The 19171-nt window shown below is 58.1% G+C and carries 20 protein-coding genes and 4 tRNA genes; 11 read left to right on the top strand and 13 right to left on the bottom strand.

Features of this window, described 5'->3' with window-relative positions:
* The 3 genes from CF137_RS02815 to CF137_RS02805 form a co-directional block, all read right to left on the bottom strand.
* The coding region (locus tag CF137_RS02815) for a LysE family translocator (protein WP_162515798.1) at positions 1-388 on the bottom strand (388 nt) is incomplete at its 3' end.
* Complete coding sequence (locus CF137_RS02810; RefSeq protein WP_139717736.1) at positions 388-738, bottom strand: antibiotic biosynthesis monooxygenase family protein; 351 nt, start codon at positions 736-738, stop codon at positions 388-390. The genes CF137_RS02815 and CF137_RS02810, both read right to left, overlap by 1 nt.
* Positions 738-1073: an NIPSNAP family protein gene (locus CF137_RS02805; protein ID WP_101326060.1), complete on the bottom strand. Its 336-nt coding sequence runs from the start codon at positions 1071-1073 to the stop codon at positions 738-740. The genes CF137_RS02810 and CF137_RS02805 overlap by 1 nt, the downstream gene beginning before the upstream one ends.
* 93 nt (positions 1074-1166) lie before the next feature.
* On the opposite strand from CF137_RS02805, the gene CF137_RS02800 reads away from it, so the two are divergent.
* Entirely contained in the window at positions 1167-1844 is a 678-nt protein-coding gene (locus CF137_RS02800) for a winged helix-turn-helix domain-containing protein (RefSeq protein WP_139717733.1), read from the top strand.
* A 133-nt stretch (positions 1845-1977) separates the two neighbouring features.
* Here the strand turns inward: CF137_RS02800 and ppc are convergent, their stop codons facing one another.
* Both ppc and argE read right to left on the bottom strand, forming a co-directional pair.
* Positions 1978-4611, bottom strand: a complete 2634-nt coding sequence (gene ppc / locus CF137_RS02795) for a phosphoenolpyruvate carboxylase (protein WP_101320421.1) — start codon at positions 4609-4611, stop codon at positions 1978-1980.
* 231 nt (positions 4612-4842) lie between these two features.
* The gene (argE, locus tag CF137_RS02790) at positions 4843-5988 is read right to left on the bottom strand and encodes an acetylornithine deacetylase (protein ID WP_139717731.1); all 1146 of its coding nucleotides are present in this window, start codon (positions 5986-5988) and stop codon (positions 4843-4845) included.
* 282 nt (positions 5989-6270) lie between these two features.
* Between argE and argC the strand changes: the two genes are divergently transcribed.
* The 6 genes from argC (at position 6271) to CF137_RS02760 (ending at position 13359) form a co-directional block, all read left to right on the top strand.
* Positions 6271-7278: an N-acetyl-gamma-glutamyl-phosphate reductase gene (gene argC / locus CF137_RS02785; protein ID WP_139717729.1), complete on the top strand. Its 1008-nt coding sequence runs from the start codon at positions 6271-6273 to the stop codon at positions 7276-7278.
* Between the two features lie 23 nt (positions 7279-7301).
* Positions 7302-8081: an acetylglutamate kinase gene (gene argB / locus CF137_RS02780; protein ID WP_139717727.1), complete on the top strand. Its 780-nt coding sequence runs from the start codon at positions 7302-7304 to the stop codon at positions 8079-8081.
* A gap of 25 nt (positions 8082-8106) precedes the next feature.
* A complete protein-coding gene (locus CF137_RS02775; protein WP_162515796.1) occupies positions 8107-9018 on the top strand; it encodes an ornithine carbamoyltransferase in 912 nt (303 codons plus the stop codon).
* A gap of 80 nt (positions 9019-9098) precedes the next feature.
* Entirely contained in the window at positions 9099-10334 is a 1236-nt protein-coding gene (locus CF137_RS02770) for an argininosuccinate synthase (protein WP_101320411.1), read from the top strand.
* A gap of 414 nt (positions 10335-10748) precedes the next feature.
* Positions 10749-12134 (top strand): argininosuccinate lyase, encoded by a 1386-nt coding sequence (gene argH / locus CF137_RS02765; RefSeq protein ID WP_139717722.1) that lies wholly within the window; start codon positions 10749-10751, stop codon positions 12132-12134.
* Positions 12135-12402: 268 nt separating this feature from the next.
* Positions 12403-13359: a hypothetical protein gene (locus CF137_RS02760; RefSeq protein WP_139717720.1), complete on the top strand. Its 957-nt coding sequence runs from the start codon at positions 12403-12405 to the stop codon at positions 13357-13359.
* Between the two features lie 54 nt (positions 13360-13413).
* On the opposite strand, the gene CF137_RS02755 is transcribed toward CF137_RS02760, so the two are convergent.
* Complete coding sequence (locus CF137_RS02755) at positions 13414-13869, bottom strand: hypothetical protein (protein WP_139717718.1); 456 nt, start codon at positions 13867-13869, stop codon at positions 13414-13416.
* A 432-nt stretch (positions 13870-14301) separates the two neighbouring features.
* Here CF137_RS02755 and CF137_RS02750 point away from each other — a divergent pair, with 432 nt between their 5' ends.
* The gene (locus CF137_RS02750) at positions 14302-14994 is read left to right on the top strand and encodes a B3/B4 domain-containing protein (RefSeq protein WP_139717716.1); all 693 of its coding nucleotides are present in this window, start codon (positions 14302-14304) and stop codon (positions 14992-14994) included.
* A 22-nt stretch (positions 14995-15016) separates the two neighbouring features.
* Here the strand turns inward: CF137_RS02750 and CF137_RS02745 are convergent, their stop codons facing one another.
* On the bottom strand, positions 15017-15193 hold the full coding sequence (locus CF137_RS02745; protein WP_240038500.1) for a ClbS/DfsB family four-helix bundle protein: 177 nt from the start codon (positions 15191-15193) through the stop codon (positions 15017-15019).
* Between the two features lie 132 nt (positions 15194-15325).
* On the opposite strand from CF137_RS02745, the gene CF137_RS02740 reads away from it, so the two are divergent.
* A complete protein-coding gene (locus CF137_RS02740) occupies positions 15326-15658 on the top strand; it encodes a nucleotidyltransferase family protein (protein ID WP_139717714.1) in 333 nt (110 codons plus the stop codon).
* Positions 15659-15744: 86 nt separating this feature from the next.
* On the opposite strand, the gene CF137_RS02735 is transcribed toward CF137_RS02740, so the two are convergent.
* From CF137_RS02735 to plsY, 6 genes are all read right to left on the bottom strand, one after another.
* A complete protein-coding gene (locus CF137_RS02735; protein ID WP_139717712.1) occupies positions 15745-16917 on the bottom strand; it encodes a CD0519/CD1768 family membrane protein in 1173 nt (390 codons plus the stop codon).
* Positions 16918-17021: 104 nt separating this feature from the next.
* Positions 17022-17097, bottom strand: a tRNA-Asn gene (locus CF137_RS02730).
* Positions 17098-17105: 8 nt separating this feature from the next.
* A tRNA-Phe gene (locus tag CF137_RS02725) sits at positions 17106-17181 on the bottom strand.
* A gap of 11 nt (positions 17182-17192) precedes the next feature.
* Positions 17193-17268, bottom strand: a tRNA-Thr gene (locus CF137_RS02720).
* A gap of 52 nt (positions 17269-17320) precedes the next feature.
* Positions 17321-17396 (bottom strand) — tRNA-Phe (locus CF137_RS02715).
* A gap of 47 nt (positions 17397-17443) precedes the next feature.
* Positions 17444-18106, bottom strand: coding sequence for a glycerol-3-phosphate 1-O-acyltransferase PlsY (plsY, locus tag CF137_RS02710; RefSeq protein ID WP_042019534.1), 663 nt, complete (start codon positions 18104-18106; stop codon positions 17444-17446).
* A gap of 156 nt (positions 18107-18262) precedes the next feature.
* On the opposite strand from plsY, the gene folB reads away from it, so the two are divergent.
* On the top strand, positions 18263-18634 hold the full coding sequence (gene folB / locus CF137_RS02705) for a dihydroneopterin aldolase (protein WP_042019536.1): 372 nt from the start codon (positions 18263-18265) through the stop codon (positions 18632-18634).
* Positions 18634-19143 carry a 2-amino-4-hydroxy-6-hydroxymethyldihydropteridine diphosphokinase gene (folK, locus tag CF137_RS02700; RefSeq protein ID WP_139717710.1) on the top strand — a complete coding sequence of 170 codons (510 nt, stop codon included), beginning with the start codon at positions 18634-18636 and terminating at the stop codon, positions 19141-19143. The genes folB and folK overlap by 1 nt, the downstream gene beginning before the upstream one ends.
* Positions 19144-19171 lie beyond the last annotated feature (28 nt).

Genomic DNA, 19171 nt, shown 5'->3' with positions numbered 1-19171 from the left:
CAAGACGACAGCCCCTAGAAACGGTTACCAGAAATGCCTGGCGAAACAGTCGCCAGACCCGAGTCGGATCGCTGCCCTCCCCTGCCCCTCTAGAAATGGTTCCGGCCGGGGCTATCAGTAACCGTAAGCCGAGATAGCCCAGATAAGCCCCCCCTGCATATTTCATTATCAAAAGGCCGGGTGTCGCAATCTGTATGACCGCAGACAGACTCATCGCACTTAAAGCCATCAGCCCCTGAAAGGCCACCACATTACCCAATATGCCGATAACGGCAGCACGAACACCATGAATCAGGCCATTGTGGATAGCCAACCAGACCGACGGCCCTGGCGCCAACAACAGGGTGGTGATAACAGCCAGAAAGGCCATAAAGAGCGACAGCGTCATCACCGGCGCCCCCCTGTCGCCGGATCTGACAGAGGAGCGCCGCTGTTTGCCACAAGAACGTATTCGCGTATCACTTGGCAGACCCGAATACAGTAACCATGGAATAGCTCAGCTTTCCCCCTGGTCTGAGCTGCCTGATGGCCATGGTGATCTCGCCATGCTTGAATGGCTGCCTCGCTCTCCCAATAGGACAAGGAGAGATAGGTTTGCGGGGCATTCAAGCTCTGGAAACGCTCGACACTGATAAAGCCATCGATCTTTTCCAAATCCTCTCTTAATGTGGCTGCGGTATCCAGATAAGCCTCAATCCCCTGCTCATAGGGAGTAACTTCGAAAATAACGGCATACATCAGCAGACACTCCCATGGTGGCGATCAGTGGCAGGGATCAGTCGTAAAAAAGATCTGGACTCTTGCAGAATAAAGCGGCCCTCCTGGGCGAACGCAAAATTGGCACACCCCACCTCAGACTCCCGCAACCGTTGACGATAGCCCTCATAGTCAGCCAACGACTTGAAGGCGACCAAACCGAATGCCCGATAATTGGTACCTTCGTGAGGGGCAAAATAGCCGATGAGGTCGCCACCGCATTGGGGGATAATCTCCGCCCACTGGTTGGCGTATTGCTCAAAGAGATCTGCTTTGAGGGGATCAATCTGGTATTCAATGAAGCAGGTAATTGTCATTCTGGAATCTCAACTGGGGTGAACCGGTTATCAACTTAACCTCATCATCAGGGTCATGCTTCGACGGTGACCGAACTATCAAAGGAGCTAGTTATGGAACCCGATATCGCCTACGTGGCGAGCCTGATTGGCGACAAGGCCCGTTCGCGTATGCTGACGGCACTGATGGGTGGCAAAGCGTTCACAGCTACCGAACTGGCGCTGGAAGGAGAGATCACCGCCCAGACCGCAAGCAGCCACCTCAGCAAGCTGGTTGAGGGCGGCTTGTTGCATATGCGCAAACAGGGGCGACACAAATACTTTCAACTGACCGACCCAGAAGTGGCCGAGGTTATCGAGCGAATGCTGACGCTGTCTGTGACCAGGATCCAGACCAAGGTGCGGACGGGTCCCCAGGATCCTCACCTGCGCCAAGCCCGTGTCTGCTACGACCACCTTGCCGGCGCACTGGGGGTCCAGCTGTTTGATGCATTGCAGCAGCAGGAACTGCTGGAGATACAAGGGAACGATGTCAGACTGACCCACGCTGGCGAGGAGTTCTTCACTGACCTGGGAGTCGATCTCGGCTTGCTACGCCAGCGCAAACGCCCAATGTGCAAGGCTTGTCTCGACTGGAGCGAACGCCGCAACCATCTCGCAGGCACCCTGGGGCAGTGGATACTGGATGACGCCCTTGCCCGACAATGGCTCCAGCGCCGCCTGGACTCCCGGGTGATCGAGGTGAGCGAAGCAGGGGCCAGGCAGTTTGCAAAGCGCTATGGAATAAGCTGATGCCGATTCGAGAATCGATTGCACCACGAAGCATGGCCCCCAAGCATTTGAGCACGGCAAATAGCAAAGGGCGCCTTGTCGGCGCCCTTTGGCTTGATGGATATCGCTGAAGCCTGCTGGCTTGGGCTGGCAATCAACCGGTGTTGCGCATGCCTGCGGCAATACCGGCGATGGTGACCATCAGCGCCTTGTCCAGCTCGGGGTGCAGAGTCTCCGATTGGTTACGGGAACGGTTGAGCAGCTCGGCCTGCAGCACGTTGAGCGGGTCTGTGTAGGGGTTGCGCAGCTTGATGGACTCCTTGATCCACGGCTGATCTTCCAGCAAATCCCCGCGCGGGCTCAGTTTCAACACCACCTCGATGGAGTCGGCGAGCTCCTGACGCAGCTGTTGACCAAGGCCCCACAGCTCCTGCGGCACCAGACGGGTGTCGTAGTACTCGGCGAGCCAGGCGTCCGCTTTGAGGAACACCATCTCCAGCATCTCGAGGCGAGTGCGGAAGAAGGGCCACTGGGCGCTCATCTCTTCCAGCACCGCCAGCTTGCCACCATCGATGGCTTGCTGCAGCCCCTTGTGGGCACCGAGCCAGGCTGGCAGCATCAAGCGGTTCTGGGTCCAGGCGAAGATCCACGGAATGGCGCGCAGACTCTCGACGCCGCCGTTGGGCTTGCGCTTGGAGGGGCGGGAGCCGAGCGGCAGCTTGCCGAGCTCCATTTCCGGGGTGGCGGCGCGGAAGTAAGGGACGAAGTCCGGATGGCCGCGCACGATACTGCGGTAGTGATCGCAGGAGTCGGTCGCCAGCTGCTCCATCACCTCGCGCCAGCACTGTTTCGGCTTGGGCGGTGGCAGCAGGTTCCCTTCCAGCACGGCGCTGGTGTAGAGCGCCAGACTCTTGATCGCCACTTTCGGCAAGCCGAACTTGAAGCGGATCATCTCCCCCTGTTCGGTGGTACGCAGACCCCCGCGCAGGGATCCCGGCGGCTGGGAGAGGATGGCCTGATGGGCCGGCGCACCACCACGACCGACGGTACCACCACGGCCATGGAACAGGGTGAGGCGGATGTTGTTGGCTTCGGCCAGACCCACCAGCGACTCCATGGCGGCGTACTGGGCCCAGCCAGCGGCCATCATGCCCGCATCCTTGGCGGAGTCGGAGTAACCGATCATCACGTACTGACGGCCCTGAATGTAACCGCGATACCAGTCCACCGAGAGCAGGCGCTCCATCACGGCAGTGCCTGCCATCAGGTCATCCTGGGTTTCAAACAGCGGGGCGACCGGCATGCGGAACGTGCAGCCCGCCTCTTTGAGCAGCAGTTGCACCGACAGCACATCGGACGGCGCTCCGGCCATGGAGATGATGTAGATCCCGAACGCATCGGGGTCGTATTGGGCGATGACCTGACAGGTATCCAGCGTCTCGCGCACCTCGGCGCTCGGCTCCCAATCGTGGGGAATGAGCGGGCGGCGGGAGCTTAACTCATTGAGCAGGAAGGCCTGCTTGTCATCTTCGCTCCACTCGGCGTAATCCCCCAGACCCAGATAGCGGGTCAGCTCGGAGAAGACCAGCCCGTGGCGCTCGCCATCCTGACGGATATCCAGCTTGACCAGATGGATGCCGAAACAGGCGACTTTGCGCAGCACGTCCAGCAGCATGCCGTCGGCGATGTTACCCATGCCACAGGCGTGCAGTGAGTGGTAGCAGAGCTCCAGTGGCTCGCGCAGCTGGGCGGTGGTCTTGACCAGATCCAGGCTCTCGCTGACCTGACCCTGCACCTTGGCGGTGAGGTGCTCTTTGGTTTCGCGCAGCGCTTCACGCAGCTCGCGCACCAGCGCACGGTAGGGCTCGGGGTGATCGCCAACCCGGGCACGCACGGCGTCGGTACAGTCGGACATGGAGAGCTCGGAGGTGAGCTCCTTGATGTCTTTGTAGAACAGGCTCACCGCCATCCAGCGGCCCAGCTCCAGCACTTCGGCAGTCACCTTGGCGGTGACGAAGGGGTTGCCGTCGCGGTCACCGCCCATCCAGGAGGTGAACTTGACCGGCGCGGCATCCAGCGGCAGCCGCACACCCAGATGGTGTTGCAGACGCTCGTCCAGATTGCGCATGAATTCGGGGATGGCGGGCCACAGGCTGTTCTCCACCACGGCGAAGCCCCACTTGGCCTCGTCGACCGGAGTCGGGCGCTGTTCGCGGATCTCGTTGGTGTGCCACGCCTGATTGATCAGCTGCTCGATGCGATTGAGGATCTTGTCCCGCTCGCGGGGCAGCAGGTCGGAGAGCTCCAGCGCCTCGAGGCAGTCGTTGAGCTGCACATGTTTGTGGATCAGGGTGCGACGGGTCACCTCTGTGGGGTGAGCGGTCAGCACCAGATCGATATCCAGCTCGCGCACCGCCTGAATGATGGCCTCTTGCGACAGGTTGGAGGCTTTCAGCTTGTCGAACATCTGCTCCAGCGGATCCGGGGTGCAGACCTGCTCTTCGCAGCGACGGGAGATGGTGTGGAACTGTTCCGCCACGTTGGCCAGATTGAGGAACTGGCTGAAGGCGCGTGCCACCGGCAGCAGCTCGCTATCACTCAGGGTGCGCAGGGTATCGAGCAGACGTTCCCGGTCTGATTCATTGCCCTTGCGGGAGGATTTGGCCAATTGGCGAATGGTTTCGATCTTGTCGAGAAAGGCCTGACCCTGATGATCCTTGATGGATTTACCCAGCAGCTGACCCAGCATACCTACGTTGGCGCGTAGTGCGGCGTACTTTTCGTTCATTCCACATCCTTATCTTGTTGGTGCCTGACACCCATCCGGGGTGCAAGACGACCTCACTTATTGTTGTGCGATTACAACATATGCTCCGTCATCTTAGGGTGACAATCTACCCAGATTGTCTGCGCAAGGTCAAATAACAGGCCGATTCAGAACATGTATTTCCGTCACTACTCCACAACCGGCTTGTTATGTAACTTACTTACAGTTTTTACGCCCCTTTCACCGCCGCCGCTACAGGCAAAAACGTCTGATCAGGTGCTGCAACACTGAGGTGGTCGGCTTGACGAACGAGAGATCCAGATACTCATCCGGCTGGTGCGCCTGGGTGATATGGCCGGGGCCCATCACTATGGTCTGGCAACCGAGCTGCTGGATAAAGGGCGCCTCGGTGCAGTAGTTGACCGACTCGGCGGCGCGACCGCTCGCCTTCTCCGCTTCGCGCACCAGCACAGAGTCGTCCGCGCAGGCGTAGGCGGGAATGGGTTCATGCAGATGTTGCAGATGCAGGCAGCCCGGCTGGTGGATCTCGATGGGCGACAGCGCCTCTTTGAGCATCCCCATCAACTCATCCGGCCCCACTTGCGGGGTGGGGCGCAGATCGATATGCAGCTCACAGCAGCCGCAGATACGGTTCGGGCTATCGCCCCCCTGAATGTAACCGAGGTTCAGGGTCGGCTGCGGCACCGCAAAGCGGTGGTCGGCGTAGCGCTCTTTCAGATCCTGCTGTAAGCGCAGCACCTGCCCCATCGCCTTGTGCATGATCTCCATGGCGTTGACGCCGTTGGCGGGATCCGAGCTGTGGCCGCTCTTGCCGGTAATACGGATCGCCTCCGACATGTGTCCCTTGTGTGCCACCACCGGCACCAGTCCGGTCGGCTCGCCAATCACCGCGTAGTCGGGCTTCAGCTCGGCTGCAGCGGCGATGGCGCGCGCCCCCGCCATGGTGGTCTCTTCGTCGGCGGTAGCGAGGATGCGTAGCGGCTTGCTGAGCGCGGTGAGGTCGATCTCTTTCAGTGCCTCAACGATAAAGGCGAAGAAGCCCTTCATATCGATGGTACCGAGGCCATAGAGGCGATTGCCCTCTTCGGTCACCTTGAAGGGATCCTTGCTCCAACCCCCCTCATCGAACGGCACCGTATCGGTGTGGCCCGCCAGCAGCAGACCGCCCTCCCCCTGACCGATCGTTGCCACCAGATTGAACTTGCCCGGCAGATCGGGGAGCGCCGTCACCTCGCACTGAAAACCGAGCTGACCGAACCAGTCGGCCAGCAGCCGGATCACCGCCTCATTGCTCTGATCCCACTTGGGATCCGTGCTGCTGATAGAGGGAATCGCAATAATATTCTTATAAAGTGAAAAAAAATCCAGATTGGCCATCAGCTCCTCCTTGCGTCCCCGGAATGTTTCTGTTAGAAAATACAAATGCAAAGTGAGTGCATGAATATTCTGTAATTTTACCTGAATATCTGGCTCATCAACAAAGGCTTCTAGTTGTAAGGGAAAGTTAATGTTCTGTCACCTGATCTATAACCGACGACACACACCCGCCTGAATCGCCCCTCCGCACTTGTTTTATCAAGACGGTGCACCGGGGTGAATGAACCCCTTGCACTGCAGCGCCATGCTGTGAATCTCGAACTCTGACTTGGAATATTCAACATGCTTAACACCGTTATCGTCGGTGCCAGTGGCTACGCGGGAGCCGAACTGGCCGCACTGGTACAGAACCATCCACAACTCAAACTGTTTGGCCTCTATGTCTCGGCGGGCAGTCAGGATGCCCACAAGCGCTTCTCTTCCCTGCATCCCCAGTGGGTCGGAGCCCTCGATCAGCCGCTGCTGCCGCTGGACGACGATGGCATGACCCGGATCCTGACCCAGGCCGATCTGGTGCTGCTGGCCACCGCCCACGAGGTGAGCGCCGAGCTGGCACCCAAGTTTCTCGCCAAGGGGCTGCCGGTGTTCGATCTCTCCGGCGCCTTCAGGGTCAAGGATCAGGGCTTCTACGACAGCTTCTACGGCTTCACCCACGACAGCGAACAGTGGCTGGATCAGGCCGTCTATGGCATGGCCGAGTGGAACGCCGATGCCATCGCCACCGCCCAGCTGATTGCCGTGCCCGGTTGCTACCCGACCGCCTCCCTCTGCGCCCTCAAGCCGCTGCAGCAGGATGGCCTGATTGCCAAGGGTTGGCAGCCGATCATCAACGCCGTCTCAGGGGTTTCCGGCGCCGGTCGCAAAGCAGCCATCAACAGCAGCTTCTGCGAAGTGAGCCTCAATCCCTACGGCACCTTCAATCACAGGCACCAGCCGGAAATCAGCCACCACCTCGGCAAGGAGGTGCTGTTCCAGCCCCACCTTGGCAACTATGTGCGCGGTATCCTGGCCACCATCTATGTGCAGTTGGCGGACGGCGTGACCCCCACTCAGGTGGATCAGGCCTTCCTCAAGGCTTACGAAGGCAAACCGCTGGTGCGCCTCACCGGCCAGATGCCCTCCATTCGCGGTGTGGCAAACACCCCTTACTGCGATATCGCCTGGCAACAGCAGGGCAACATGCTGGTGGTGGTCTCGGCCATCGACAACCTGCTCAAGGGCGCCGCCTCACAAGCCATACAGTGCATAAATATCAAATTTGGATTTGAACCGGCCACCGGCCTGATTTAAGGACTTAAGGAAGGATTGCAACGATGGACAAACAGACGCTGGTTATCAAGCTGGGCGGCGCCCTTATCGAGAACGACGAGGCGCTGGCCGCCCTGTTCGCCACCCTCAAAACCTTTCTCGACGATCAGCACCGTCCGCTGGTGCTGGTGCACGGTGGTGGCTGTCTGGTGGATGACCTGCTCAAGGGGCTGGGTCTCACCTCCACCAAGAAGAATGGTCTGCGGGTGACCCCGTTCGAGCAGATCCCCTTTATTGCCGGGGCGCTAGCGGGCACTGCCAACAAGCAGATGATGGCCAAGGCGATTGCCACCGGCATTCCGGCGGTGGGGCTCTGTTTGGCGGATGGCGGCCTGTGTCAGGTGACCCAGCTCGACCCGGATCTCGGCGCGGTCGGCGAGTGCAAACCGGGTAACCCGGCACTGGTGGCGGGGATCCTCGGTCAGGGCTTCCTGCCGGTGGTGAGCTCCATCGGCATCACCGCCGACGGGCAGCTGATGAACGTCAACGCGGATCAGGCGGCCACCGCCATTGCCGAAGCGCTCGGCGCCGATCTGGTGATGCTCTCCGACGTGAGCGGCATCCTCGATGGCAAGGGCAAGCTGGTGCCCCAGCTCGACAAGCTGACCGCACTGGATCTGATGGAGAAAGGGGTGATCCGCGACGGCATGGCGGTCAAGGTAGAAGCGGCCCTGCACGCTGCCGAGACCCTCGGCAAGCCGGTCTGTGTCGCCAGCTGGCGCTACCCGGATCAGCTGCTCAAGCTGCTGGCGGGCGGCGCGGTCGGCACCCAAGTCGCTATTTGATCTCCACCGGAACAAGGAACATCCGATGCAACATCTTCTGAAAGACAGTGATCTGAACAAAGCCCAGATTGAAGCGCTGATTGCGCTGGGCAAAGCGGTTAAGGCCGACCCGAAGAAGTACAGCCAGGCGCTGGCAGGCAAGAGCGTGGTCACATTGTTCGAGAAGCCCTCCCTGCGTACCCGGGTCACCTTCGACATCGGCATCGCCAAACTGGGCGGCCACAGCGTCTATCTGGATCAGCAGAACGGCGCGCTGGGCAAGCGGGAGTCAGTGAAGGATTTCGCCGCCAATCTGTCCCGCTGGTGTGATGCCATCGTCGCCCGGGTATTCGACCACCAGACGTTAGTGGCGCTGGCAGAGCACGGCACAGTGCCGGTGGTGAACAGCCTGTGCAACCTCTACCACCCCTGTCAGGGGCTGGCCGACTTTATGACCATTGCCGAGCACTACGACGATCTGTCGAAGGTGAAACTTGCCTACCTCGGTGATGGCAACAACGTCAGCCACTCTCTGCTGCTGCTGGGGGCCACTCTGGGCACCGATGTGACCCTGATCTGCCCGAAAGGCCATGGCCCAGATACCCAGATCTTCCTGCAGGCGCAGGCTCTGGCGGCCAAGTCAGGGGCGACCATCCACATCAGCGACGACGTGGCAGATATCGAAGGGTTCGACGTGGCCTACACCGACACCTGGGTCTCCATGGGCGACAACACCCCGATGGAGCAGGTCACCGAGCTCTTTATGCCTTACCAGATCAACCAGGCCCTGCTCGACCGTACCGGCATTGCGCACGTGCTGCACTGCCAACCGGCCCACCGGGAGCTGGAGATCACCTCGCAGGTGATGGATGGCACCGCCTCCCTCATCATGGACGAGGCCGAAAACCGGATGCATATCCAGAACGCCGTGTTGCTGACCCTGCTTGGCCACAAATAGCGGAATCAGTAACGCGGCACTCAACCTGAATCACGACCCTTTTATTGAATCATCATCGAATCATCACGGAGAGAAGTAACATGAGCGGAATCAACAAGATCGTACTGGCTTACTCGGGTGGACTGGATACCTCGGCCATCATTCCCTGGCTCAAAGAGCACTATGACGCCGAAATCATCGCCTTCGTCGCCGACGTGGGTCAGGAGCGTGACGATCTGGAAGGGATCGAGCAAAAAGCCATCGCCTCCGGCGCCACCAAGTGCATCGTCCAAGACCTGCGCGAAGAGTTCGTCAAAGAGTACGTCTACCCGACCCTGAAGACCGGCGCCGTCTACGAAGGAACCTATCTGCTGGGCACCTCCATGGCCCGCCCGATCATCGCCAAGGCGATGGTAGAAGCAGCACTGGCGGAAGGGGCTGATGCCATCTCCCACGGCTGCACCGGCAAGGGTAACGATCAGGTGCGTTTCGAAGGTGCGGTCGCCGCGCTGGCGCCCCAGCTGAAAGTGATCGCCCCGTGGCGGATCTGGGACATGCGCTCCCGGGAAGATCTGCTGACCTATCTGGAGACCCGCGGCATCCCCTGCAAGGCGACCCTGAAAAAGATCTACAGCCGCGATGCCAACGCCTGGCACATCTCCACCGAGGGTGGCGAGCTGGAGAGCACCTGGAACGAGCCCTCCGAAGCGGTCTGGCAGTGGACAGTACCGGCCGAGCAGGCACCGAACGAGCCAGAGTACGTCAAGCTGACCGTGGCGCAGGGTGAAGTGGTGGCCGTTGATGACCAGCCGCTGAGCCCACACCAGATCCTTATGACCCTGAATGAGCGTGCCGGCAAGCACGGCGTGGGCCGCATCGACATCACCGAAAACCGGATGGTGGGGATGAAGTCCCGTGGCTGCTACGAGACCCCGGGCGGTACCGTGATGGTGGCGGCACTGCGCGCCGTGGAAGAGCTGGTACTGGACAGACCGACCCGCGCCTGGCGGGAGAAGCTGGGGGCCGAATTCTCCCATCTGGTCTATGACGGTCGCTGGTTCACTCCGCTGTGCAAGGCCATCGTCGCCTCTGCCAACGCCATCGCCGAAGATCTCGACGGTGAAGTCATCCTGAAGATGTACAAGGGTCAAGTCACTGCGGTGCAGAAGAAGTCACCGAACAGCCTCTACTCCGAAGACTTCGCCACCTTCGGTGCAGACGAAGTGTATGACCAGAGCCATGCCGAAGGCTTTATCCGTCTCTACACCCTGGCCAGCCGGATCCGCGCCATGAAGGAGCAGCATCAGGCCATCGGTGGCGACCACACCCACGGTTAAGCAAGCGCGATAACCCGTTGATTCCGTTGAGGGGGCATAGCCCCCTCTTCTATAGACAGAGGGCATAGCCCCTGATCCATCATCGGCGGGTGTGACAAGAGCGGCAGCACCCGGGCCGCTTCTGTGAGATAACAGGGGCGGTTTGAATCAGATGCTGAAATATTTATCTCCCTTCTCCCGCTTACTTGAAAAACAAGGGGAGAAGGGTTGGGGATGAGGGGGAATTGCCCTCTTCCGGAGGAAGAGAGGATCGGTTCGCAGTTGCTGGATGTGACGTGACCAACGACAGCAGCATCCCTCACCACCGCACTGTTATGCAGAAACATACAGGGCAAGATTTCTGCGCGTAGGCCAAGGGGCCGCGCGAGTACGGCAGGCGCAAGCGCCGCCGACAACGCATTCAAGGAGAGCAGTATGGCACTTTGGGGTGGACGCTTCAGTCAGGGAGCCGATAGCCGGTTCAAGCAGTTCAACGATTCGCTGCGGTTCGATTACCGGCTGGCGGAGCAGGATATTCAGGGCTCCATGGCCTGGGCCAAGGCGCTGGTGAAAGTGGGCGTGTTGACCAGCGATGAGCAGGGCAAACTGCAACAGGCGATGGAGGTACTGCTCGCCTCGGTGAAGCAGGATCCCCAGCAGATCCTGAGCTCAGATGCCGAAGATATCCACTCCTGGGTCGAGAGCCAGCTTATCGCTGCCGTCGGCGATCTCGGCAAAAAGCTGCACACCGGCCGCTCGCGCAACGATCAGGTCGCCACCGACCTGAAACTCTGGTGCAAGGCGCAGGGCGAGCTGCTGCTTGGCTCCATCACCGCCCTGCAGCAGGGGCTGGTCGCCTCCGCCCGTGTCAATCAGGCTGCGGTGCTGCCCGGTTACACCCACCTGCAACGGGCCCAACCGGTCACCTTCGCCCACTGGGCGATGGCCTATGTGGAGATGCTGGAGCGGGACTACTCCCGTCTGCAGGATGCGCTGAAACGGCTCGATACCAGCCCGCTCGGCTGCGGCGCGCTGGCGGGCACTGCCTATGCCATCGACCGCGAAGCGTTGGCGCTGGATATGGGCTTTGGTGGCGCCACCCGCAACAGTCTGGATTCGGTCTCCGATCGGGATCACGTGGTGGAGCTAATGCACGTGGCGTCCCTCTCCATGACCCACCTGTCGCGCTTTGCCGAAGACCTGATCTTCTACAACACCGGCGAAGCGGGCTTTGTCGAGCTCTCCGACGCGGTCACCTCCGGCTCTTCCCTGATGCCGCAGAAGAAAAACCCCGATGCGCTGGAGCTTATTCGTGGCAAGACCGGCCGGGTGGTCGGCGCCCAGATGGGCATGCTGATGAGCCTCAAGGCGCTGCCGCTGGCCTACAACAAGGACATGCAGGAAGACAAAGAGGGGCTGTTCGATGCCCTCGACACCTGGCACGACTGCCTCGATATGGCGGCGCTGGTGCTGATCGATCTAAAAGTGAATGGCGAGCGCACCAAGGCGGCGGCGCAAGGCGGCTACGCCAACGCCACCGAGCTGGCGGACTATCTGGTGGCCAAGGGAATTCCATTCCGTGAGGCGCACCATATCGTCGGGGAGGTTGTGGTCTATGCGCTTGAGGTGAAGAAGCCGCTGGAAGATCTCTCACTACCCGAGTTCCTGCGCTTTAGCCCGGTGATCGGCGAAGATGTCTATCCCAATCTGGAGCTGGAAGCGACCCTGGCCAAACGGGTCGCCAAAGGCGGCGTCGCCCGCGAGCAGGTTGAAGCAGCCCTGACCGCCGCCGAACAGTGGCTGGCAAAACGGGCGGATTAAACCAACCGGCTTGTCATCCGAATAAGTAAGCAAAACGGCAACCTCGGTTGCCGTTTTATTAAAAGAAAATACTAAATTTAAATGCTTCTTTGATAAAATTACTTCCAGATATCAAGTGTTTACACCCACGAGTTAATTTATGTGAATTGTGTTAGAATTTCAAACTCTACTTGCATGGTATTATGCTTACAGCTAAATATGCATAATTCCATAGCTAACGAATCGTGTGGTTTAACTACTATATATGTGCAATCAGAGAATATAGCATATGACCAACAATGGCGAAAAAATGTTTTTTGAATATAATAGAAACGTCACCATACATCACTATGACAGTGAAGACCATTATTACATAGACTCAGAGGATTACTTGCAAATAAAAGGCACTGGACTTCCATTCTCAGCAACAGATATAGCACTACCAGATGAGAAGTGTGAAGATGGGTGGATATACGTCTTTAATGGTAGTGGATGGATTAAAAAAGAAGACAAATACAAAAAACCAAACCTAATAGAATTTAACTATATTCATTGTGATCCACTTCCAACTCATTTCATGAAGTCATATATTGAAGATCCAATTCAGTTTATGCCACCCTACAAGGGGATAAAAAAATGTAGTAACCCAATAAGACAGTCCTTACTTATTGCGACAAAATTCAGTGTAATTCAAGATGATTTCTTTGATTTACTTCAATTACATAGTGCTGTCGAAAGCGAAATGAATAATCCATCACTAAAACCATACTATGAGAATACTTTTGTTAAATTCAGGTTGAAAACTGAAGGGCTGATTTTATCTATTCGTACAATATTAGATGAACTAACGCAACTGTCCTTTATACTCGCCTACAATAAAGAGTTTGAGTCTAATTTAAAACTAGAAGTTGACAATGTCGGAGCATTATTTGACGACAAAAGGATGGGTAAATATGGCATTTGTAGAGACCTGATATTGGGCAATGAATCAGAGTATGACCAAGATAAAACATCATTTATTTCAACATTAAATGATTTATTTAACTCAATAAAACATTCACATTTGCATCATGAATCACAAGGTACTTTTTCCAAAACACCCAATGTAGTATCTTTATATGTGAAGAAAAACAATTTTTCAAAATATGAAATCATCTACCATAATCATAATTTATTTCAAATCATGTATGGCTTTATTGACAATTTTTGTCGAATTATAAATAACCAAAGAAAATTTTGTGAATAATCATATCCGTAAGATGATGCTACAAATGGTTCGGCTGTTTTCTTTCATTGTCCATCAAGCACGGACGTTTAGCAGTTTGCCAACCCCTTCCGCCTTGCCATTGGGCAGGGTCTGTTTAAAGGCGCCGAGCAGCTGATCGAGGTTGAGATTGCTGGCACCAAGGGAATCCTTGAGAGTATTGAGCTCGCTTTGCAGGGCATCGAGGCGGGTGCTCTGGGTGCCGTTGGCCAGCTGGCTGCGGGCGGTATCGATAGCCGCAGGGAGGGATTGGCCGCCATTCTCCTGCCCCAGGGTCTGCATCAGCTCACCCATAAAGTGGTTGATGGCAGCGCGGTTCTGCTCGCTATTGGCATCCTTGATGCCTAGCCGCTGAAACAGGCTCTGGACGGTCGGCGGCAAGCGCTCCTCCTGTACTGGTTGCTGTACAGGTTGGGACTTGGCACTGCTGCCAAGCAGCTGACTGCCCAGCTTGAGGGTGATAGAGGCAAGGGGAAGCAGGGTACTGATCATGATATCTCTCCGCGACGGCAGCCCTTGGTGGTGTTGCAAAGAGAGGTGCATAAGCGGGGCCAGAACGATGAAAAAAACGCCAACCATAGCCAACTCATTGAGCCGTCGAGCGATTTGAATAGCCACCTCGTGCTTGGGCATGACCGCTGCGGGTATCAGGAGGGAGCTGGGCGGCCAGCGGCTGCCGCGGTGGGTCAGAGCGGCAAAGGACGATTGCCGGAGCAAACCGGAAGCGATGGGATGTCCTTATTCTCCACGTCCGTTACCTTCTCGAACATGCCCTTTTCATTCATGAAACTTATGACCATTAAGAACATGTAAATTTTCTTATCTAAGATGTTCGCGCATGATGGCTCTCAAACCGGATTTGCCGTCACCGCTATGCTGGCCGGCAGCCGCTCTCCCCTTGCCTCTTTTGATTCTGGAGTCGTTATGTCCCTGATTACCCCCCATATCTCCCCCGAAGTCAGCCAACTGGCCCCGGGCTTTCGCGCCCTGAGCATCACGGTGCAGGCCGCGACCGTGGTTGACCCGAACGTGGGGGCACGCGCCCTTGATGAAGCCTGCAGCGCTATGACGGCCGCCGATGTGCCGTGGGCAGAGGCGCACCTCGCCGCCTGGGGCGATCTGTTCAGAAAGTTCGGCGCCAAGCCGCAGCGGACCCCCTGCTCCGCCGAGGCCCTGAGAAAACGGGTCGCCCGAGATGGCAACCTGCCCGCCATCGACCCAGTGGTCGATCTCTACAACGCCATCAGCATTCGCTACGCCATACCGGTCGGGGGCGAAAACCTGCTTGCTTATGAAGGACAACCGCGACTGGTAGTGGCCGATGGCAGCGAGCAGTTCGATACCATGACAGGGGGCGAGCCCGCCCACGAATCTCCGGAACTCGGTGAGGTGGTCTGGCGGGATAACAAGGGGGTCACCTGTCGGCGCTGGAACTGGCGGCAGGGTGTGCGTACTCGATTAAGTATCGATTCGGGCCAGATGTGGTTCATTCTGGAGAGCCTGCCCGAGATGCCGCTGGCAGCGCTGCATGAGGCGGGGGAAAAGCTGGTCGCCGGACTGCAGGAGATGATGCCGGAGGCGGTGATCGCGCAGTGCCTCATCGGCCATATCGAATAAACCGGAGACTTGGCGAGTTTCGTCAGCCGATAAGGTAGGCCAGCAGATTGGCGGCGCTCATGGTGGTTCCCTTGCTGTGCCCTGCAATGGTCAGCTCCCGTACCCGGCTCTCGGGTACGACCTGCAACACCTTGAACAACTTGCCGAAATTGGTCTCGATGGCGAGCAGCAGCTCGCTCTTGTTTTGCGGGATACCCATTGCTCTCCCCCTTACGGTTTGCTTGCGGCGCAGCCGAGGCGATTGCCGCAGCCAAGGTAGCGCGCTAGGCTAGCCCTCTTCCATCCTGTGCAGCTCATCCAGTGCAGGCCAACCATCACGGCAAGATCAGCAATGAATCAACTAATCAGCTATATCAGGGCCATTCATCGACAGGCGAGCACCGTCACTCTCACCCGCCAAGAGAGTGAGCACTATAGCGAGCATGATGAGAGCGGCACTGTGATCCGGCACCAGATAACGACCAGCTGGTTTGCCAATGGGGTCGTTATCCGCCAGCAAACCGAGCAGGACGAAGCGCCATCGCAACAGCTTTGCGCCGAGTGCTGGATCAGCTATCGGGTCATCGCCAGCCCTATCCCCATCACTCCAACCAGCAAGCTGTTTCACAACCACTGCCAAGAGCGATTCTGGTTGAAGGTACAGGGCATCACGCCGCAAGGGTGATTGGTGCGCCCGTGAGCAGGGCACGGCAGGGAGAAACGCAAAGAGGCTCCGAAGAGCCTCTTTTTGTATCCGTATCTGAACCCGACTCAGCCCAGCAGCATATAGAGCTGGTGCGCCGCCACACCGGCACTCAAGCCGCCGATGGTGTGGGCAACGATGGCGCGGGAGGTGAGGTGGCGATAGCCGAGGGCATCCAGCATGGCGGTGTGGGTGCTCAAGAAACCACTCCAGCACATCCCCATGGCGGTAAACACCGCGACCTCGTTACCGGTGATCCACCCCTTGGCAATAAAGGGCGGCACCAGCGACATGGCGGCGCCGACCGCACCGAGCGAGGTGGCCGGGAAGGCGACCAGCTCCGGCTGTTTGAAACCAAACAGCAGGTCAAACAGCCAGCTTACCTTGGCGGCCAGCACCGGCAGCAGGGCAACTCCCTGAAATGCTTCGCCGGTATACCCCTTGTCGCCCGGGCCAAAGGTCAGCAGCATCACGAAGGTACTGATAATCAGCACCCCTGGGATCACCGCCATCCCCAGCTCCACACCGGATTTTCCGCCATCGAGCAGGGAGTTGAGGATCCGCAGCCAGCCGGGGGCGGCCTCTTTGGTCACCCCGACCTTGGGGCCGTTGCCCGCAGGCTGGTCATCGATCAGCTCTTCACCCACCAAGGGGCGGATCATCCGCTGCATCAGTCGGGTAGAGACTACCGAGCCAACCAGTGCGCCGAGCAGGCCGATCAGCGCCGCGCTGGCGGTGGATTCACCGCTCGGCAGCTGCAAGGTGGCCATAAAGGTCACCACGATCAGCCCCATGCCAAAGGCGGTGCCGAAGTTGGTGAGCGACACCAGCTGCCAAGGGGTGAAGCCTTTGCGAAAGCGGCTGTCCTTGGCGAGGCTGATCACCGCCGGATTGTCGGAGAAGAAGGTCATCAGGGCAGCCAGCGCGGTGCGACCTGGCAGGCGAAACACCGGCTTCATCAGCGGCGCCAGCAGCACCTCCAGCAGACGGATCACCCCGAACTCGCTGAGCAGCTGGCTCAGGGCACCGGAGAGCACTGTGATCCCCATGATAAAGAGCACGGTATTGAGCAACAGTTGGTGGGCGGTATTGAACAGGGTGTTGACCATGGCCGAGAGGCCCATCTGGCTGCCGAGGTAACCGAACAGGCTGCCGAGAATAAGCAGCACCAGCACGGGCTCCAGCCAGTCCCGAATGGCGGCAAGTCGCCCCTTTGACTCTATAACTACATGATTTTCCATATCTATCCTGCGGTTCATCTGTGCGTGTGTGGTTGTTTTTATGGTTATAAACGGGCTTGGCCCAATAAAAAAAAGCCCTTGTCTTGCGACAAGGGCTTTTTAAATGGCTCCTCCTACTGGACTTGAACCAGTGACATACGGATTAACAGTCCGCCGTTCTACCGACTGAACTAAGGAGGAATTGTACTTGGTGCCCAGAGACGGAATCGAACCGCCGACACGGGGATTTTCAATCCCCTGCTCTACCGACTGAGCTATCTGGGCAAATCTATAAATGGTGCCGGCTACCGGAATCGAACTGGTGACCTACTGATTACAAGTCAGTTGCTCTGCCTACTGAGCTAAGCCGGCACACTTTAAACTATTGTGCATGAACAAATTTTTATTTCATGGCACCAAATCTTGGTGCCCAGAGACGGAATCGAACCGCCGACACGGGGATTTTCAATCCCCTGCTCTACCGACTGAGCTATCTGGGCGTGGGCGCTATTAAACGGATTTTAAGGCTGATGGTCAACGGGAAATTTCACTTTTTGTTTCGTTCGTCTTTTTTTTGCGCAACATCGCTCATTTTTGCCACTTCCTCGGCGCAGTTGCCGGATTTTCGCCCCCATAGCCGGGGTTCCTCCCCCTTTAGCAGGCGGGAGATGTTCTCGTGATGGCGGATCAGAATGAGGCAAGAGAGCAAAGAGACCGGCAGGGTGTACTCAGGTTTGAGCAGGTAGGTAAAGAGCGGGCTCAGTAACACCGTGATGATCGAGGCCAGCGAGGAGTAGCCGCTCACCAGCAGCACCAGCAGCCAGGTGCCGATAACGGCGCCACCCATGGTAAAACCGAGCGGCATCATGGTACCCAGTGCCGTTGCGACTCCCTTGCCGCCACGAAAGTGAAAGAAGAGGGGATACATATGACCAAGGCAGGCGGCGACCCCGATAAAGCCGAGGTAGACGGGTTTGATTTGCAGATACCAGGCGAGATAGACGGGGGCCGTGCCCTTGAGCACATCGAGCAGCAGCACCACCAGCGCAGCAACTCGACCACCGAGGCGCAGCACATTGGTTGCCCCCGGATTGTGGGAGCCATGATCCCGCGGGTCGGGCAGACCGCTACAACGGGAGACCAGCACAGCACTGGATAGTGAACCACCCAGGTAGGCCAGAATAATCATCAAAATCGTCAGGGCCGTCATCTTGGTCGTTTTTACCACGATATGAATGGGGTATGATGCCGCCACACACGCTGGCATGGGTCCTTGCCCAACCTGAGCGCGCCGGCAAGCCTGTTGCCCGGCCAGCATCCCTGCGCTGTTATCACAGCCCATCAAGAGTAAAGAAGAAGTACAGTCATGGACAAGGTGTTTATTCGCGGACTCGAGGTTTTGACCACTATCGGTGTATATGAGTGGGAGAAAGGCATTCGCCAGAAGCTTCGCTTTGACCTCGAGATGGGGTTCGACAACCGCCCCGCAGCAGCAACTGACGATATCAAGCTGGCATTGGATTATGCCGACCTCTCCAACAAGATTTGTGAGCATGTCACCGGCAAGGTGGTCGAGCTGGTCGAGACCATGGCCGAACAGGTCGCCATGCTGGTGCTGGATGACGAGCGGGTGCAGTGGGTCAAGGTGACCCTCACCAAACCGGGCGCCGTGCCCAATGCCGCCGGGGTCGGCGTCGAGATCCTGCGCCATCGCACCCCGGCCGCGAGCAGCAACTGATGACCACCATCTATATCAGCCTGGGTTCCAACATCGAGCGGGATCGCCATATCCGCGCCGGGCTCGATGCCCTGCACGCCGAATTTGGCGAGCTGCGGGTCTCCCGGGTATTCGAGAGCGAGGCGGTCGGCTTCAACGGCCGTCCCTTCTACAACCTGGTGGCCGCTGCCGAGACCGAGCTGCCGCTGGCCACCGTCTGCCAGCGACTGCGGGCCATGGAGTTCGCCCACGGCCGCGAGCCGGATGCCAAGAAGTTCGCCCCGCGCACCCTGGATCTGGATCTGCTGCTCTACGGCGATCTGGTCTGCGAGACGCCGCTGGTGCTGCCGCGCGGTGAAGTGCTCACCAACGCCTTCGTGCTGTGGCCGCTGGCCGAGCTGGCCCCCGATCTACGCCACCCCGTCGATGGCCGCACCATGGGCGAGCTGTGGCAGGCCTATGACAAGGCCTCCCAGCAGTTGTGCCCCATTCCCTTTCACTGGGAAGCGTGCGAATTGCAGCATCACTGATCAACAAGGGCGCCTCACAGCGCCCTTG

The organism is Aeromonas sobria, assembly GCF_006243315.1.
GTDB lineage: Bacteria > Pseudomonadota > Gammaproteobacteria > Enterobacterales > Aeromonadaceae > Aeromonas > Aeromonas sobria_A.
Note: the sequence above shows the minus strand (reverse complement) of the source record. Positions and strands in the feature narration are given on the sequence as shown.

Coding starts and splice junctions, on each gene's coding strand:
- plsY (WP_042019534.1), bottom strand. CDS start 18,106: ATGACGGCCCTGACGATTTTGATGATTATTCTGGCCTACCTGGGTGGT.
- CF137_RS02805 (WP_101326060.1), bottom strand. CDS start 1,073: ATGACAATTACCTGCTTCATTGAATACCAGATTGATCCCCTCAAAGCA.
- CF137_RS02770 (WP_101320411.1), top strand. CDS start 9,099: ATGAGCGGAATCAACAAGATCGTACTGGCTTACTCGGGTGGACTGGAT.
- CF137_RS02755 (WP_139717718.1), bottom strand. CDS start 13,869: ATGATCAGTACCCTGCTTCCCCTTGCCTCTATCACCCTCAAGCTGGGC.
- CF137_RS02745 (WP_240038500.1), bottom strand. CDS start 15,193: ATGGGTATCCCGCAAAACAAGAGCGAGCTGCTGCTCGCCATCGAGACC.
- argH (WP_139717722.1), top strand. CDS start 10,749: ATGGCACTTTGGGGTGGACGCTTCAGTCAGGGAGCCGATAGCCGGTTC.
- argC (WP_139717729.1), top strand. CDS start 6,271: ATGCTTAACACCGTTATCGTCGGTGCCAGTGGCTACGCGGGAGCCGAA.
- CF137_RS02775 (WP_162515796.1), top strand. CDS start 8,107: ATGCAACATCTTCTGAAAGACAGTGATCTGAACAAAGCCCAGATTGAA.
- CF137_RS02735 (WP_139717712.1), bottom strand. CDS start 16,917: ATGGAAAATCATGTAGTTATAGAGTCAAAGGGGCGACTTGCCGCCATT.
- argE (WP_139717731.1), bottom strand. CDS start 5,988: ATGGCCAATCTGGATTTTTTTTCACTTTATAAGAATATTATTGCGATT.
- CF137_RS02800 (WP_139717733.1), top strand. CDS start 1,167: ATGGAACCCGATATCGCCTACGTGGCGAGCCTGATTGGCGACAAGGCC.
- CF137_RS02810 (WP_139717736.1), bottom strand. CDS start 738: ATGTATGCCGTTATTTTCGAAGTTACTCCCTATGAGCAGGGGATTGAG.
- folK (WP_139717710.1), top strand. CDS start 18,634: ATGACCACCATCTATATCAGCCTGGGTTCCAACATCGAGCGGGATCGC.
- ppc (WP_101320421.1), bottom strand. CDS start 4,611: ATGAACGAAAAGTACGCCGCACTACGCGCCAACGTAGGTATGCTGGGT.
- CF137_RS02750 (WP_139717716.1), top strand. CDS start 14,302: ATGTCCCTGATTACCCCCCATATCTCCCCCGAAGTCAGCCAACTGGCC.
- CF137_RS02760 (WP_139717720.1), top strand. CDS start 12,403: ATGACCAACAATGGCGAAAAAATGTTTTTTGAATATAATAGAAACGTC.
- CF137_RS02740 (WP_139717714.1), top strand. CDS start 15,326: ATGAATCAACTAATCAGCTATATCAGGGCCATTCATCGACAGGCGAGC.
- folB (WP_042019536.1), top strand. CDS start 18,263: ATGGACAAGGTGTTTATTCGCGGACTCGAGGTTTTGACCACTATCGGT.
- argB (WP_139717727.1), top strand. CDS start 7,302: ATGGACAAACAGACGCTGGTTATCAAGCTGGGCGGCGCCCTTATCGAG.